Source organism: Granulicella tundricola MP5ACTX9, from assembly GCF_000178975.2.
Classification (GTDB): Bacteria; Acidobacteriota; Terriglobia; order Terriglobales; family Acidobacteriaceae; genus Edaphobacter; species Edaphobacter tundricola.
Map to the genome: position 1 here is coordinate 1 of NC_015058.1, position 15979 is coordinate 15979.

Annotated in this window: 10 protein-coding genes and 2 pseudogenes; 4 read left to right on the top strand and 8 right to left on the bottom strand. The window is 55.8% G+C overall.

Going from position 1 to position 15979, the window contains the following annotated elements; genetic code table 11:
- Positions 1-441: 441 nt before the first annotated feature.
- Together ACIX9_RS21435 and ACIX9_RS21440 are read right to left on the bottom strand one after the other, a co-directional pair.
- Positions 442-885: a DUF4149 domain-containing protein gene (locus tag ACIX9_RS21435; protein WP_013572987.1), complete on the bottom strand. Its 444-nt coding sequence runs from the start codon at positions 883-885 to the stop codon at positions 442-444.
- A gap of 66 nt (positions 886-951) precedes the next feature.
- Entirely contained in the window at positions 952-1332 is a 381-nt protein-coding gene (locus tag ACIX9_RS21440; protein ID WP_013572988.1) for a DUF4267 domain-containing protein, read from the bottom strand.
- 97 nt (positions 1333-1429) lie between these two features.
- Between ACIX9_RS21440 and ACIX9_RS21445 the strand changes: the two genes are divergently transcribed.
- Complete coding sequence (locus tag ACIX9_RS21445) at positions 1430-2038, top strand: TetR/AcrR family transcriptional regulator (RefSeq protein WP_013572989.1); 609 nt, start codon at positions 1430-1432, stop codon at positions 2036-2038.
- A gap of 100 nt (positions 2039-2138) precedes the next feature.
- On the opposite strand, the pseudogene ACIX9_RS27560 reads toward ACIX9_RS21445, so the two are convergent.
- The 5 genes and pseudogenes from ACIX9_RS27560 to ACIX9_RS25125 all read right to left on the bottom strand — a co-directional run.
- Positions 2139-3410: pseudogene (locus tag ACIX9_RS27560) on the bottom strand (transposase); the annotation flags it as partial.
- Positions 3411-3456: 46 nt separating this feature from the next.
- Complete coding sequence (locus tag ACIX9_RS27565; RefSeq protein WP_332308646.1) at positions 3457-3753, bottom strand: transposase family protein; 297 nt, start codon at positions 3751-3753, stop codon at positions 3457-3459.
- A gap of 267 nt (positions 3754-4020) precedes the next feature.
- Positions 4021-5034, bottom strand: a pseudogene (locus ACIX9_RS26100) (ISNCY family transposase); the annotation flags it as partial.
- A 341-nt stretch (positions 5035-5375) separates the two neighbouring features.
- Positions 5376-6899: a glycoside hydrolase family 27 protein gene (locus ACIX9_RS21470; RefSeq protein WP_232298970.1), complete on the bottom strand. Its 1524-nt coding sequence runs from the start codon at positions 6897-6899 to the stop codon at positions 5376-5378.
- 127 nt (positions 6900-7026) lie between these two features.
- Complete coding sequence (locus tag ACIX9_RS25125) at positions 7027-7593, bottom strand: hypothetical protein (RefSeq protein ID WP_198152249.1); 567 nt, start codon at positions 7591-7593, stop codon at positions 7027-7029.
- A gap of 253 nt (positions 7594-7846) precedes the next feature.
- Between ACIX9_RS25125 and ACIX9_RS25130 the strand changes: the two genes are divergently transcribed.
- From ACIX9_RS25130 to ACIX9_RS21490, 3 genes are all read left to right on the top strand, one after another.
- A protein-coding gene (locus tag ACIX9_RS25130; protein ID WP_157478305.1) for an IS3 family transposase occupies positions 7847-9054 on the top strand; the annotation gives its coding sequence in 2 pieces (ribosomal slippage) (positions 7847-8114 and positions 8114-9054; 1209 coding nt in all).
- 129 nt (positions 9055-9183) lie between these two features.
- Positions 9184-9915: a hypothetical protein gene (locus ACIX9_RS27820; RefSeq protein WP_408609740.1), complete on the top strand. Its 732-nt coding sequence runs from the start codon at positions 9184-9186 to the stop codon at positions 9913-9915.
- Positions 9916-10221: 306 nt separating this feature from the next.
- Positions 10222-11856 (top strand): ATP-binding protein, encoded by a 1635-nt coding sequence (locus ACIX9_RS21490; RefSeq protein WP_013572994.1) that lies wholly within the window; start codon positions 10222-10224, stop codon positions 11854-11856.
- A 446-nt stretch (positions 11857-12302) separates the two neighbouring features.
- Here the strand turns inward: ACIX9_RS21490 and ACIX9_RS21495 are convergent, their stop codons facing one another.
- Entirely contained in the window at positions 12303-15971 is a 3669-nt protein-coding gene (locus ACIX9_RS21495) for an ABC transporter permease/M1 family aminopeptidase (protein WP_013572995.1), read from the bottom strand.
- Positions 15972-15979: the final 8 nt, after the last annotated feature.

Below are 15979 nucleotides of genomic sequence, written 5' to 3' on the forward strand. Positions count from 1 at the left end.
GATTAGCAAGGCCGCGAAGGCCAGAGCCGCCGTGCGCACACGATGTCTCTTATCCCAAATCTGGTGTATACGCTGCCAATCGGCGTCTCCCCGTACTATCCGGGTATTAAGCGGGACCAGGAATAGGATCGATCCTAGGGAGGCGAGAAGCCAGATTGCATCTGCAGTAAGCAGAACCGCTCGCTCAATGCAGCCAAGTCTGGACACCGAGAACAAGTGCGCTAGCGGGATACCAGACCGGCATCACTTTTCCGGGTACGGAGGCCAAACGGCTGAGAATCGTGAGTTGCGGTTCGGGCTCGAGCCGTTATGAGGTTGGGTCAACAAAGGCAGCAATTGAGAACTCGACGCCTACGAGGGAAAGTACGACGAACACGGTTGCGGCTGCTATCAGGTGCATACGGGACCTTTGTAGTTGATTTATCCGAAACGCATACTACTTTATGGTTCGCCAACCTGGAGAAGGCTCAAAATAAACGATCCCAGAGAAAGCACGATGATCACGAGTGTTGCCTTTTCCACTATTTGATGGAGCAGATCGAGCTGCATACCTTCTTCGCCTCTGCCCCGGATTTGGGCTGCCCCTTCTCTTCGCTTTATTACACTATCGAATGCAACCTTCAGTGCAAGAAGAAGCGTTAGTCCAATCAGGATGAAGCGCTCTGTTCGCGAAGAAGAAGACATCAGTTCTAGAATGAGACTCACACCCGAAAGCGCCAGAGCAAGAACGTTGTATCGACTGAACATCCCGGTAACAATCGGTCCTATAAGAGCCGGATCGCTCTTCATGGCGGGCATCAGTAGTGGTCGCACACCGGCCCCAAGGAAAAGACCAAGACTGAAGATACAAAACGATAGTGCTCCGACAAAGATATGAATTTGCATAGGGCTACGCTCCTCTTTATTGCGAGTTCTTCTCGCAGTGAACGGCGAGTGGTTTGAGACTGTTCCTCAGAGTGCGTGGATCAGCAGAAGACCGGCGAAGAGCATGACGGCGCAAGTCAGGCCGTGAACTGAGAACGCCGTCCCCTTCCGGCCGCCCGAGCTCAGCACGTTCGACATGTCACCGAAAGGGATGATGGCAAGGACAAGGAGGATTATGCCCACGGTCCGGCTGTCGGTGGTCAACATCAGGGTGAGCACGGCCACCCCGGATGCAATATCACGAATACCCTTGAGACGAAGCCAGGCGCGAGTATCCGAGTCCGCTGCAGGCGGTTTGAGCCCAAACCCTCCCAGGATGCGCTCTGGGGATCCAACGTACAAACAACCGATCACAATGATTCCGACAGAGACGAGAATGGCAAGGGCGAGTGGAATAGCGTTGTGCATATATTGTCTCCTATTTAGATAATCTAGCAACGCTATAATAGATGCAAGCCAAATCAAGACGACTCGTCCTTTTTCTAGCAGTGCTATATTTCTAGTCATGGAAGCGAAGCGGGCACCAAATCGGATTGCGGAACGTAAATTACGGGACAAGCAGGCTCGTAGGGCACAGATCATCAGCGCCGCACGGCGGATTGCTGAGCTTGAGGGGTGGCCGAATGTCACCGTTCGACGGCTGTCAGATGAAATCTCCTACAGCCAACCCGTTCTCTACGCTCATTTTGGAAGCCGCGAAGGAGTGGTTTCCGCCGTTGCGACAGAGGGGTTCCAAGAGCTTGGTCTGGCAATGGAGAAGGCACGAAAGCGGGCCAAGCGGGGAAGTACAGTTGAGGCGGCAGCGATCGCGTATCTGGAGTTTGCCGCTTCGATGCCAGCCCTCTACGAAGCGATGTTTACGCTTAGTCTGAGTGTCCCGTTCGGTGACGCGGCGACGCCTTCGGAGCTGCGATTCGCCTTTTCACAATTCATTGAGTTGTTCCAGAGGCGGAGCTCGAAACCGGAGATCGTCTCTGAGCTGTTTTGGGGGAGCCTCCATGGGATCGCGGAGCTGACGAGAACAAAGCGGTTTCCTCCCGGCCGCCAGAAAGAACGCGTGAAAGCGCTTGTGGGTTTGTTTAATTTTCCAGGAGAAGAGACGGCAGACATGTGAGGTGCAGTCCGGGAAGGAGAACTCTTGTTGTAGCGGACTGCGCGATGTGTTGGTGCTCATTAGAAATGGCTCTTCCGTACATTTGGTGAAGGATGGTTTAGTTGGGGCGGCTGCTCTTGGCCGCCCTGTCCAGGCGGTGTGAAGCACTCTGAGTCTGAGCAGGTCGAAGCCGGCTCTGCCATACATCTGGCGCTTGATGAGCTTGAGCCGATGGACGTGGCCTTCCACCTGGCCCTGGCTCCACGGGAGCTTGAGAGCCGCTTCAACCGCATCTCGATCTCTGGTCAGGTGGCTGGCGAAGCCGGCCGGTGCCGTCGTCTTCGCAGCCTCGAACCACGGTGTGAGGGCTGGAAGATCTCGCTGCGTGATGAGTCGGAAGAACTCTTTGGCCAGCTTGGCCGCGACAGACACCTCTGGTGAAGCCTGGTAGACCTGTTCAAGATAAGTCTGAGCGGAGGGCGTTTCCTTCAGGATGTGCCAGTTCGTCTGCCGGACTGAGATACGTGGTGCAGCTCTGCGTGGAGCGGCTGCAGCCGAGGTCGGGTGGTAGCCACGCCGGCAGCGAAGCCACCGTCTTACGATGTTAAGTTGACCCGTGAAAGCCTCGTTCCCGCAGTTCGCGCCACAGTCGGGACACGTTCCTGCAGCCCTGCTCAAGCCGTCGGCCGGGGTACTCGGCATAAGGATCGACGATGCCTGGACGTGGGCTCCGTTGCGCTTCGGGGAACGTCTCGGCTCTAAGGAACTTGCGTACGGTGCGATGATCGAGGCCCAGCTGCCGGCCTATCGCAGCATGGGACGCTCCTGTCTGGCCCAGCCGACGCACCTCTTTGTAGCGGCCGAACCGGCGCTCCCGGTTGCGCAGGCTGGCCCGTAACTCCCACGGCGGAACCGAAGGTTGCGGAGATGTGACGACGCCTGGAACCTCCCCCATGCTGCTTCTCGCTGCTTGTGTGAGCAGTCGATGATGCGGACTGAGCGCGTTTTTCAGTGCTTCGCTCAGGTTCCGCAACAGGTGCCAGCGATCCGCCACCTGTACGGCTCCAGGCGCGGCCAACCGTGTGGCTTGAGCGTAAATACCGCCTCGGTCCCGGCTCACGATCTCACTGCCAGGATGCTCCCGGAGCCACGCAGCAACAGTTCCAGCCTCCCGGTCCGGCAGCAGATCGATCACCCTGCGGCTCTCCAGATCACACAGGATAGTGCCGTAACGATGGCCTTTTCGCCACGCCCAGTCATCGATATCGAGTACACGCGGAGCCACGACCGGCGCACATCGGGCGCGGCAACGAAGCTGCCGCAGTAAGGTGGAGCCACTGACCAGCAGGCCGAGACGACGGGCCAGCCGAGCTCCGGCCTGACCGCCGATCATAACCGTGATCCAGTCCAGAGCTTCACAAGAACGCAGCGTCCGCCGACTATAGCGGAGCACGGTGCCGGAAAGCGGTTCGGTAAAAAATCCGCCGGCGGCAAGTCTCGACAACACAGAAGAACTTGCGGGTCTGAAGCAGGATCGAGACCAGAATACCTTCCCACGGCAGATCGCCCAGCCTGCGTAGATACCGGCTGTGAACCCGCCGCGAAGCCGTACCGCAGACAGGGCAGCAAGAGAGAGGGCGAGAGGTTCGAAGCTCAACCTCAATCAACCCAGTCCTGGGCCGCAAACAAACCAATTCAACTTCAGAAGTGCTCGGTAGCAACGTCCCTCGAACCATCCGGAACCTCCAGCGTGCTACCTCCTTGCTACGCCTGCAAAGAGCCGCTGGAAAGAATCACCAAATGTACGGAAGAGCCTTAGAAATGACAGGGTAATCAGCCCATTAGAAGTGTCAGTGTAGGCCTATTTACTGGTTATTACTAATAATGATTCGTAGTCGTCGGTGCGGTGCGTAATGTGGGAATCGACGGTCTTTGTCGATTTCCAAGGACTGTGGGGAAGAGAGGGAAACGGCTTTATGTTTTCCTCTCTTTCCATCAGGCCGTCATTTCCACCGCAGGCGCAGCCTCAACTTTCGGTTTGTAATCTGGCCCGTAGACGCTGCGCGGGTTTTTTTGTATCCGTTCTTGGCGCTGTTGGTCAAGATCTGAGGCAAGTGCTTCATGTCTTGTTGCGCCTTCACAGTAGCGAGTGCGTGTCTCAAGCTTTTGTTGTCGATGATGGCTGTGTGAGTGACGCGCTGGTCTTTGCTGAAGATCCGGTAGGGAAGCGACTGGCCTTTCCATCGCACCTCAAGCGGCCGATCGCTGAAGTCATAGACCTCGACGTACTGGCCAGCCAACCCATCCGATAACTCGCCTCGTTCCAGGATGATCTGCCTACGGTCGTAGGCCAGGCTGAGTTGTTGGCTTACGTGGCGCTGTTCGTGATGGCACAGGATATCGGCAAGCCTGGATGCCTGCACGTTCAGTCTGCGATGCATGTCTTCAGCTCTTGCTGCGGGAACGGAAAACTTCTCGTTGAACTGCTCCACGAACTTCGGCAGGAAAGCGTTGCCGGCGTTCATGTCACAGATGTCCGCCATGCGCAGCTCCTTTACCAGACGATCCTGCAGCGTGCGATTGGCCCGCTCCACGCGTCCCTTGGCCTGGCTGGAGTTCGCGCACAGGATCTCGATGTTCAGTTCTGCGAGCGCACGGCCGAACTGCGTCATCCCGGAACCGTTCTTCAGATCCTGCCTGTTGACGCGGAAGACGGAGTGCTTGTCCGAGTAGAACGCAACAGGGCAACCATGAGTCTCAAGATAGCCTTGAAGGACTTCGAATTAGGACGACGTACTCTCACTTGCGACAAAGCGCAGCTGCATCAGCTTGCTGGTCGCATCGTCGATGAAGACCAACAGCGTGCAAGGCTCGCCACGCTGCTCGAACCAGCGATGGTCGCTGCCATCGATCTGGATCAGCTCCCCGTAGCTCTCCCCCCGCAGTCGAGGTTGGTGGAAGGTCCTGCGCTGCGTTCGTGACAGCCACAGGCCTTCGGCCATCATCCATCGGCGCAGAACGCCCGCGTCCTCCGTGCCGCTCCAACGGATATGAAGGAAGGTTAGATCTTTACCGTCGTTGAACACAGTGACCGGCAGTTCTGCACGGGCACCAGCCTGCGCTGGCTCCGCTGAAACCCGAACCCCGGGGCAAGTCCATGCGCCTGCCGAATACTGCATTTTCACAACATCACGGTTACCGAACCGGGCGGTGACGTAGTCGGGGCGGCGCAGCAGACCTATCGCGTGACTCGCGGCGCGCTTTTGGGAAGAAGGGACGCCCTGAGCTATGGAGGTCGCGGGTACGGTGATGGGTGCCGCAGATGCAGCTGTCTTCAAGAAATTACGGCGGGTGACACTCACATCTGCCTCTCGCCACTCACTCGCAACATGAGCACACCATGGGATGGAACTTTCGCCAAGTACGCACCGTTATGGAACGCGACGCTTGTATGGTTCCAGAGATCGCGGGCTGACTTGACCTGCGTGCCAAGACCTAGTTCGTTTGCCTTGATCTCTGCAGTGGCCTCAGTGGCACCCATGTTCACCATGCCGACTGCAACGGAGCCGTCGGCCAGAGGTTTCACCCACATGTCTAGACCTCCTGACTTGATTGGGACTGCCTGCTGGCCGAGTGCATCCTGATCGACTGCGATCACCTCTGCATTCATCAGTATCGCGCGTGTGGACGCGGGCATCAAGCGGATGTCATTTCCTGCGAGGAGAGGGGCAGCCGTCAAAGCCCAGAGGCTCATTTGGGTTCGGTCTTCGTCATCGCTCATGTGGTGATTGCCAATTTCAAGCATGTCAGGGTCGTTCCAGTGCCCGGGCCCTGCAAAGGGAGCGGTGGGAATCTGTTTTGTAATGTTGCCGATCATACTGGTCCATGGCTCGTGGATGTCACCGGTTGTGCGCCAGAGATTGGCACCGACTTTCGTGCCCCACGTCTCAACGTGTCCGTTGCCGTACTCGCAAAGGCTGTAGACAATGGGACGGCCACTCTTCAAGAGTGCGTCCCCCATTTTCTGGTAGACAGCTTGCAGGTCCTCAACGCTAAAGGTCATCCGGGCGCCACACCAGTCGTACTTCAGGTAGTCGACTCCCCATGCCGCGAACGTTCTTGCGTCCTGATCTTCATAGCCATAGCTGCCGGGATATTCCGCGCAGGTACGCGGTCCGGGGGAGGAATAAATCCCGAATTTCAAACCCTTTGAATGGACATAGTCGGCTAGCGCTTTCATGTCCGGAAACTTTTTGTTCGACCCCAGGTTGCCCTGAGCGTCGCGTACTCCTTCCCAAGTATCGTCAATGTTCACGTACACGTAGCCGGCGTCGCGCATGCCACTGGTCACCATCGCATCGGCTATCTCGCGAACCGTCTTATCGTCGATACGACTTTCAAAGAGGTTCCAGCTGTTCCATCCCATGGGCGGAGTCTTTGCCATCCCGTTCGGCGGGACGTTGTGCAGTGCAGGCAGTTCGATATGCTCGAACGGCGGGTATTCGTCTCCGGGCCTGGCTGGCTGCGCTGCGAAGCTATCGCTATCCCGCGTGAGGTGCAAGGTCTGACCGTCGACCTCGCCGGTCAATTTGGGCTTAGAGTCTTGCGGAGAAGAAAAGAGAGCAAAATGACCATTCGCCATTGTGCCTTTTACCTGGTAGATATGCCCGAGCGTAGTGACGGTTCCGGTTAGATCAGAACCCTTCTGATGGAGATCAAGGAAAATTCGATCGCTCTCGCCGTTGTCCAACACACGCTGGACGCCGATCCACTTGCCGTCGGCACTCTGCCCGAAGACGGGCATCACAAGCAAAGTAAGGATCATCAACAGGGCGGCACAACCCGGTTTGTTTATAAAGCGCCGAAGAAATAGTCTGAGCATACTGCCTTTCTTTTGGAGCCTATAGGATAGTACACACGCCGGACGCACGTTGAACAGTAAGACAACAGCTGACCCACTATCAAACTGATTATTGATGCGGAAAATTCTTTAAGACTTACAGTGTTCACTATAGAGTCTGATCGACCACGTGCTGAAGGGTAGCGTCACTTGCTGCGCGCGACCAGAGGATCCGTAAGTCGGTCACGTTGCGAAGCGCGAAGTTGGGTTGGCGCGGTGCGTTTATCGCAAAGAAGTCGGCACGTTGAACGTCCTCCAACCAGAATGCCGGCCGGGGATCGAGATTGAGCGGAGCGATCTCAACCTGAGACATTGAAAGTTGCTTCATGTGGCGAATGAAGAAACCGTGCGATGACGTCTGGACAAATCGGTTCAAGTCCGGGTATGCCTCCTCAAGCTCCGGTACCTGACGGGTGCGCCAGTCCGGCGACGGCTTCAAAGGATCTTTGGATGGCTCAAGTCCACGATGCTGGAAGTAGCAGTGCGAGACCTGCACATCTTCGATCGCGTTCTCCGGGATGCCGGAGAACACCGATGCGGTGGACGCGGCAGAGTTACTCGACACGATGTTTGCGATCAGAACACGTCGTAGGCTTCCCGGCCGCATGGTGTCTTCGGGACCACGGTTACGTCGGCTAAGACGAAGAAAGAGAGATGCGTCGACAATGTCACGCATCGTGATGTTGGAGATGGCAATGTCTTCAATAATGGCACCATCGGCACTTTCGATTGCGATGCCTTTCGAGCCCTCGATAACGCAGTTCGAGATAGAAATATTACGGAAGCCACCATTTGATTCCGTGCCGCACTTGATACGACCGTTGCGTGGCGCCGCCCCATCCGAAAACTTCTCCCATGTTCCAGTTGGAATGCCCGGCCTTTTCTGTACCAGTTAGGAACGATAAAACTGGAATGGAGAGGATTCTTCGATGGCGCGAGGCAATAAGCATACGGCAGAGCAGATTGTGAACCTGTTGCGGCAGGTTGAGGTTGGTGTGGCGAACGGCAAGACGTTGCCGCAAGCCTGTAAAGAAGCTGAGATCGTGGAGCAGACGTACTACCGGTGGCGCCGGGAGTTCGGTGGGTTGAAGGTGGACCAGGCCCGGCGGCTGAGGGAGTTGGAGCAGGAGAACGCGAAGCTGAAGCGTCTCGTGGCGAACCTGAGCTTGGAGAAGCTGGTGTTGAAGGACATCGCGGAGGGAAACTTCTAAGCCCCGAGCGGCGACGTTGTGCGGTGGGCCATGCGCGGCAATCGCATGGTCTGAGCGAGCGGCACGCGTGTCTGGTGGTGAAACAGCCACGGGGCACGCAACGCTACCGGCCGACACAGCGAGACGACGAGGACAGACTCACCCACGCAATCGTGACTTTGGCAGCCCGGTACGGGCGCTATGGTTATCGACGGATCACAGCCTTGCTGCAGCGTACAGGCTGGAGCGTTGGTAAGGATCGGGTGGAACGGATCTGGCGTCGTGAGGGGCTCAAGGTTCCAAAAAAGCAGAAGCCGAGAGGACGGTTATGGCTCAACGACGGGTCATGCGTACGATTGCGCCCGCAGCACGCCAACCATGTCTGGAGCTACGACTTCGTGAGCGCCAAGACCCATGATGGAAGGACAGTGAGAATGCTAAACCTAATCGATGAACACACCAGGGAAAGCCTGCTGGTACGTCCGGAACGGCGCTGGTCAAGTGCCAAAGTGATCGAGGCACTGGCCGATGTGATGGTGATCAAGGGTGTGCCCGAACATATCCGATCAGACAACGGCCCTGAGTTCGTGGCCCACGATCTGCGCAAGTGGCTCGCCGGCACCGGAGCCAAGACGCTTTACATCGAACCCGGCAGTCCGTGGGAGAACGGCTACTGTGAATCGTTCAACTCGAAGCTGCGCGACGAGTTCCTCAACGGTGAGATCTTCTACTCGTTGAAGGAGGTGCAGGTGCTGGCGGAACGCTGGCGCATCCACTACAACACCATCCGGCCACACTCCTCGCTGGGCTACCGGTCGCCCGCTCCAGAGACGTGGCCACACGAGATCAAAACAGGGTATGGAGAAGTGGAAAGCAGAGTGCGCTTACCACTTCCCCACACCCTCGACGGCGGTGAGATATCGACAAAACTCGCTGCGCTAAACTAACAAGCTAACCGGTACAAAAGATCGGGCAGACCACCATCGACAGCCTTTCTCAAACACTTCACCTACGATTCAGAGAGTAGTAGCATGCCAATGACATATCGACAGAAGCGCCCTTCCCTTAGCCTTGCGATGGTTTTCTCCCTAGTTCTTGCGACCGTCACCCCGTTCAAGTCAAGCGCACAGATCGTCGTCACCATAGGTCCTCCACAGATACGCATAGATGCACAGCCGCCTTCACCCGGGGAGGCCTTTGTATGGGCTCCAGGTCATTGGGGGCGCAATGCATCTGGGTATGCCTGGATTCAAGGATCATGGCTCATGCCCCCATCTGCCGGCATGCTTTGGACACCGGGTTACTGGAGACCGCAACCTGGTGGGTTTGCCTGGCAGGCAGGCCGTTGGGGCACCAGCGTTGGTTATTATGGTGGCGTGAACTATGGCTTTGGATATTTGGGTTCGGGTTTCACCGCGTCCGCGCTGCGCCATGATGAAATCCGACACGAAGTACAGCAATATCGCGAGGAGAGTGGAGTCAGATCGAATGCGGGCGGGAGACCCTCTTACCCTAGCAGTGATCATGGCAACGGTTGGAGCCCCAACGGGCAAAGTTCCCAAGCAGGGCACGGATCGGCCACGTATGGTGGCGGACGGCCCAATCCAAGCAATATAAGCGGAAACGGTAATGCGGGTGGCGGCACCGGTCCAAGTGGCTCGGAGGGTAGCAGCTCACCAACTTCAGGTGTTCATGCCGGAGCCGGGGCTGCGAATCCGAGTGGCCCGCAGCCCACGGGGGAAAGAGTCCCTAAGAGCGGTACTGGAACGGGTTATGGGAACCCCGGCGGAAGCTACAGCCCCAGATAGTCGAGCGCAGCAGAATCGCGTGGGACCACCGTTGAAACGACTTCACAGATCGAAGGGTTGACTCGGAATCGATGCATTCCGAGTTCCCTTTGCTGACTGAAGCTGCACGACCACTCTGGGTCAGAGTCAGTTCAACTTCTAGGACTCGGACAGTGGCACATTGTCTCAACTTCAGGAGACGTCGACTGCCATACCAATCGCTTCGGACGATCTGCTCGTGCCCGAATAGTTGCAGACGAATACCAAATCTAGTTTGTCCTCCAGCCGGCAAAGTGCTGTAATCGAAAGGTATTGAGGAGGAGCAAAATGCTTTCCGCACCTGCTCCAGACGACGATGCGGAACGAGTGGCAACGCTACACTCCTACGACATCCTCGATACCTCGCCGGAAGAAGCCTATGAGGATGTAACGGCGCTGGCGACATTTTTTTGCGAAACACCTTACGCCACGATCACGTTTGTTGATAAAGAACGGCAGTGGTTCAAGTCTGAGGCCGGTTTCGGCGTCAACGAGACAGGTCGTTTGGACGGCTTTTGCGCCTGCACTATCCTCCAGCCCGATCCGTTGATCATCGAAGATACACTTCTTGATTCCCGCTTTTCAATGAATCAATTTGTGTTGGATGGCCCACGGATTCGTTTCTACGCCGGCGCGCCTATAGTGGCACCGAACGGGCACGTCCTAGGAACCGTTTGTGTATTCGACGACAAGCCCAGGCAACTCGCTTCCGCACAGGTGTCAGCTCTTAAAGCCTTGGCACGGCAAGTTGAGAGCTTACTCGAACAACGCAGTACAGTCTCACGCCTTGAAGCGGCACTCAAGGCTTCTCAAGAAGCCGAGCGGCGGCTCGGCGAAGTGGCGGCGACGCAACAGACGATGTGGAAACGGCTTGCTGAAGCCGCTGCGATCGTTGACTCATCGGACGACGCCATTCTGAGTAAAGACCTCAACGGGATCATTACAAGCTGGAATCTGGGTGCAAGCCGCGTGTTTGGTTACACCGCTCAAGAGATGGTTGGAACATCTATCCTCAGGCTCATCCCTGCGGAGCTTCATTCGGATGAAGCCATTATTATTGGCAAGGTACGGGCCGGGGAAAGGGCTGAACATTTCGAAACCCTCCGTCTGACCAAAGACGGGCGGCGACTCCAGGTCTCCCTCACTGTCTCGCCTATCAAGGATGAGCAAGGCTTTGTAATTGGTGCTTCGAAGATCCTGCGAGATATGTCCGATCGGAAGCGAATCGAAGATTCGCTGTTGCAGGCCGAAAAGCTTGCAGCTGCAGGAAGAATGGCTTCCACCCTCGCCCACGAGGTCAATAATCCTCTTGAAGCAATCACGAACCTTCTCTACCTCCTGCGGCCTCTTGTAACCGATATAGCCGGAATCAATTATCTGACGACTGCGGAAAGTGAGATCGCGCGTGTCTCTCACATAGCGAAACAGACCCTTGGCTTTTACCGGGAGTACACAACGGCAAGTCCGATATCCCTTTCAGAGCTCGCACAAGACGCAATTAAGATTTATGAACCGCGGTGCGCGCTCAAAGGGATCCAGATTTTAACATCGTTCCAGTCGGATAAGATTCTGGTGCTGCGGAGAGTAGAGATAATGCAGGTCATCTCTAATCTGATAACGAATTCGATGTATGCGATGCCCTCCGGCGGCGTACTCTCACTTTCAGTGGAAGATGCTGCGTCAGAGGGCGTGATTGTAATCGTTCAGGACACCGGGGTAGGAATTGCTGCTCAGAATCTCCCCAAAATGTTCGAGGCCTTTTTCACTACTCGCAACGCTATCGGGACTGGAATTGGCTTATTTGTTGTTAAGAATTTTGTAGAGGGACACGGCGGCCGGATAGAAGTGGAGAGCAGTCAGGGTATGGACGATCATGGAACGTCGGTAAGAATTTACCTACCGTTACGTACCTTTTCAACTTAATGGGATATCTCGGCGGTTTTGTCGTAAACGGCCAGATGTTCGGGTTCTAGTCGAGTTTGAACTGCTCGATCGCCTGGTCAGTCCAGAGGAGATGAAAGAGATTGCCCACTTCGTTGGCAGATTTGGTATTGCGACTGAAAACAGGCGCCGATCGCGTATGGGTGGTCGCTTCTGCAGTTAGCTTCGAAAGGATAAGTCGCTGCAGGCCGAATAAATCACCTAACTCTCATTGGTTGCGGTCGAGGATCTGAAGTCCGAATACAGTTCTTGGTTCATTCCGATCCATCGCGATCTATCCGAGAGTGGAGCTCAGGGAACTTCAGGCTCCTTCCTGCATCGCTTATTGATCGCGGGGTGATGTAGATGCCAGTCGCAATAGGCGGCTGACGTCCCTTTCGATCCTTCCTAAGCGTGTCTCTCCGTGCAACCTAGGAACCGTTCAGTCTTCACGGTTTGCTGACATCAATCTCATTGTCGTCGGACACGCGATCGATCAGCTTGTTGTAAGGGTCTATGCCAGCGCGGGCAGGCAGTTCATTGACCACGATCTCAAAGGTCTGCTTCTCCTGAGTGAGTTTTTCCCTCTTCAGGTAGAGTTGTTTTTCATGGTCCTTCTTGCCGGAGAAGACGCCGACGTCGATGTAATCCGCTAGGGGCATCGGTGATTCGGTACCGTTGCCGTCGGCCTTGACCTTGCGCGCCTGAACGGTGAGCGTTACCTTGTACTTCTTATCAGATGTCTGGACATAGGTCGCGGTGAGAGCCTTGTTGTCGTAGAGAACGATATTCTCAAAAGCGTCGGTGATGTAGTACTGATACTCCGGTGGCGTCACTGCACGCAACGCGTTTACAAGTTGACGCGTGTCGGGATAGGGAACTTCCTGTGTGGTGTTGACATTAGGATACTGATGTTGCATGAGGAAGTCATGCAGCGCGGCATTGAGCTTGTCCTCTCCAATGTAATCGGACAGAGCGTACAGTACCATTGCTCCTTTCTGGTACCACACATAGATCTCATTCTGGACAAGCACAAGAGGGTTTTCATGGCGGAGTTCCCCGGCTCGCCCGCGGAGATAGCCGTCAAGTTCATGCGTCAGGAACTTGTGCATTCGGTCAGTGTCGTATTTCTTCTCCATCACGCGAAGGGCGGAGTATTCGGCCAGCGACTCGGACATCATGTTCGAGCCTTCAACATTGCCGCCGATAAGCTGGTGACCCCACCATTGGTGCGCAAACTCATGCGCGGTGACGAAGTAGGCGAAGTCGATGTCGTCGGGCTTCTCGACGCGGTCGATGAAACCGATGGATTCCGAGAAAGGCACAGTGTTTGCAAGAGACTCAGCGAACTGGCGATAACGGGGGTACTCGATGATGCGGTACTGCTTGAATTGGTAGGGGCCGTAGTTTTTCTCGTAGTAGGCAAGGCTCGCCTTGGAGGACTGCATCATGTCATCTAGGTCATATGTGTGGCTGGGGACGTGGTAGATCTCCAACTTAATAGGGCCATTGATACCCTGGTACACGTCGCGAGTGACCTGGTAGCGTCCCGAATTGAAGCTGAACCACGCTGCCATGGGCACATCTCCCATGTCGTAGGTAAAGTAGTGGCGGCCATTCTCATGCCAGTCCTTCTGGAGATAGCCCGGTGAGATAGCGATCTGCGGCTGGCCTTCGTTGTCGGAGTCGGAGGTGCTGACGGTGGTGCGGTACTTGATGTAGTCCTGGCTGATCAACGATCCCCATGGATCGCCGCGATGAGGGAGAAGTTCAAGTTCGCCAAGATGTTCTTCGCGACGACGGCGCGGATCCTGCAACTCAACACCGGTGTCGTATCCGATGTTGGGGAACCATGCCTGGTCGAAGAAGGTTCCTGAGTAAGCGAATTCAGGAGACTCGTGTCCATCCTTGAAGCCGCGGGAAGTGTGACTGACCTTGAAGGTCATCTCTACGGTTTCACCTGGAGCCACAGGTGTATTGAACTCGTAGATCGTGTATTGGCGATTTGAACTGACCGAGACGACATGAAACGGTCGGTTGAAGCTGATCTCCTGGATCGAGGGCTCAGTATTGATTGCGCCGAAGGCACCGGAATGTGCGTCGGAGATGTGGACCTGTGAGATCGGGGTCGGATACTTGTTCTGCAGAACGAAGTGGCCGGAGCCCGCGAACGAACGGCGCTCGGGAAAGATATCAACCTTAGTGTCGACTGCAATGAGCTTCAGTTGTAGCTGATGTATGTACTTTTTGTTTTCGCGCTCGTACTGTGCCTGGATCTTTCTGCCTTGTTTCGCGTTGATGTAGACGTTCAGGACGTGTGCGTTGTAGCAAAACCAGAATCCACTGCCAACGGTCACAAGCAGGAAGAGGATGCCCGCAGGGAGAAGGCGTGGAGCCCTTTGGCCGGCAAGCTTGAAGCGTGCGGCCCAGCCGGTTTCCGACCCGCGGCGAGCGAGCGTGACCGAGATCACACCAAGTACGCACATGAACCCAAGCCAGTAGCCGCTAGACCAGATGAGTGCCTGCACAAAGTGGCCGTAGCCATTCATATCCGAGTAGGTGACAGACGTCGTATTGCCGGGCAGATAAAGAGTGTTCTCCCAGCCAAAGTTTGAAAGAATGGGCGTGATGACGAAGACTAGGATGACGATACCGTGCCCGATGAACTTGTTCGAGACCACTGTCTGAACAAAAAGCGCCAATAGCACGAAGATCAGTACCTGCGGAAATGCGACAAGGTATAGCTCTTTCGCATACTGAAGGAGTTCGTAGTGGTAGTAGCCGGCGACCGTCTGCATAGTGATCCCGCAGATGCCGGCTACGGTGAGCAGGACTAGCTCGACAAAACACAGGGCCGTCAGCTTTGAGAGCCAGTCGGTGGTTTCGCGCATTGGGAGCGCGTCGTGAATACCGTCGAAGCGTGTGTCGCGCTCGCGCCACATCAGTTCAGCGCCGTAGAGTGTGGCGACGATATAGAAGAAGAGGCTTGCGCCACCTTCGACGGACTGCAGCATCAGGTAGGTGACAGGCCAGACGTTTTCTCCAGCAAAGTGACCGGCGTAGTGGCCATTGACGCATGCCAGCGCGATCATCAAGATGAGAATTCCCCAGAAGGGAATCTCGTGGACGATGTTCGAGATACGAATGCGGGTAAGTGAAAGGAACTGCGCAAAGGAGGTTCCGGAGCCGAAAAACTGTTGAACACGGGGGAGGGGAACAGCAACGAGCGAGCGCCGAGGCCTGACCGCCTCTTCCTGCTCCCGCCGCAGATTGGCGCGCTTGCTGCTTGCTTTTGCGGTCAGCGCTTCAACGGAAATGGGGAAGAGCTTCCAGACCGCCAACAGGCTAAGCAGCCCAATTGCGCTCCAGAGCAGGCGGTTATAAAGGAAGACGCCTGACCACGCAAAGAGCTGGCTGTTCTTCTCGACGACCGTCCAGTAACGGGCGATGGAATCGCTGTAGACGAAACCGATCGGATCGAAGATCGCAGGCCAGAAACGCTCCAGGGTCTGGTTCGCCAGAACGGCATTTGAGCCAATGAAGTAAAGAATGAAGAGTGCGGCGCCCTGGAGATAGACGATAAAGATCTTGCGTGAGAGCGCGGCGACGAGAAAAAAGAGCGACCCAAGGAAGAAGATTTGAACAATCGAAACCGAGAAGAACGGCTGCAGATACCAGAAGAGATGATTGGGGGCGATGCGGGTATGGTCGGCCCAGGGTGCGAATGTTCCCAGTACTCCGCCGAAGAGCATCCCGGAGAAAGCGAATACCGTGGTGACGAACGATCCAGCCCAGCGGCCGCCCAGATAGGCCACCTTTGAAATGGGCTTCGTGAAAAGGATCTGAATCGTGTCGCGCTGGAAGTCCCGCAGGATCGACGTGCCAAAGATGGCTGCGATGACAATGACGCCAAAGAAGCTGGCGCCTATGTAGTTATAGGTGTTCGCGTACGGACCGTTGAGGAGAACCTTTCCGTTGGCATTGCCGATCGGGCCGAAGCTCTCACTGGCGATGCAGAGAAATTCGAACGTGAACCAGAGCAGGAAGTAAACATAGGTCGAGATACTCTTGACACGAAACTTGAGCTCAAAGGTGAAGAACTCCCAGAACTGGGTCATATGCTGGT

What these genes read in the sequence shown, in the direction of transcription:
- ACIX9_RS21435 (WP_013572987.1), bottom strand. Translation starts at nt 885, where the DNA reads ATGCAAATTCATATCTTTGTCGGAGCACTATCGTTTTGTATCTTCAGT.
- ACIX9_RS21440 (WP_013572988.1), bottom strand. Translation starts at nt 1,332, where the DNA reads ATGCACAACGCTATTCCACTCGCCCTTGCCATTCTCGTCTCTGTCGGA.
- ACIX9_RS21445 (WP_013572989.1), top strand. Translation starts at nt 1,430, where the DNA reads ATGGAAGCGAAGCGGGCACCAAATCGGATTGCGGAACGTAAATTACGG.
- ACIX9_RS27565 (WP_332308646.1), bottom strand. Translation starts at nt 3,753, where the DNA reads ATGGTTCGAGGGACGTTGCTACCGAGCACTTCTGAAGTTGAATTGGTT.
- ACIX9_RS21470 (WP_232298970.1), bottom strand. Translation starts at nt 6,899, where the DNA reads ATGCTCAGACTATTTCTTCGGCGCTTTATAAACAAACCGGGTTGTGCC.
- ACIX9_RS25125 (WP_198152249.1), bottom strand. Translation starts at nt 7,593, where the DNA reads ATGCGTGACATTGTCGACGCATCTCTCTTTCTTCGTCTTAGCCGACGT.
- ACIX9_RS27820 (WP_408609740.1), top strand. Translation starts at nt 9,184, where the DNA reads ATGGTTTTCTCCCTAGTTCTTGCGACCGTCACCCCGTTCAAGTCAAGC.
- ACIX9_RS21490 (WP_013572994.1), top strand. Translation starts at nt 10,222, where the DNA reads ATGCTTTCCGCACCTGCTCCAGACGACGATGCGGAACGAGTGGCAACG.
- ACIX9_RS21495 (WP_013572995.1), bottom strand. Translation starts at nt 15,971, where the DNA reads ATGACCCAGTTCTGGGAGTTCTTCACCTTTGAGCTCAAGTTTCGTGTC.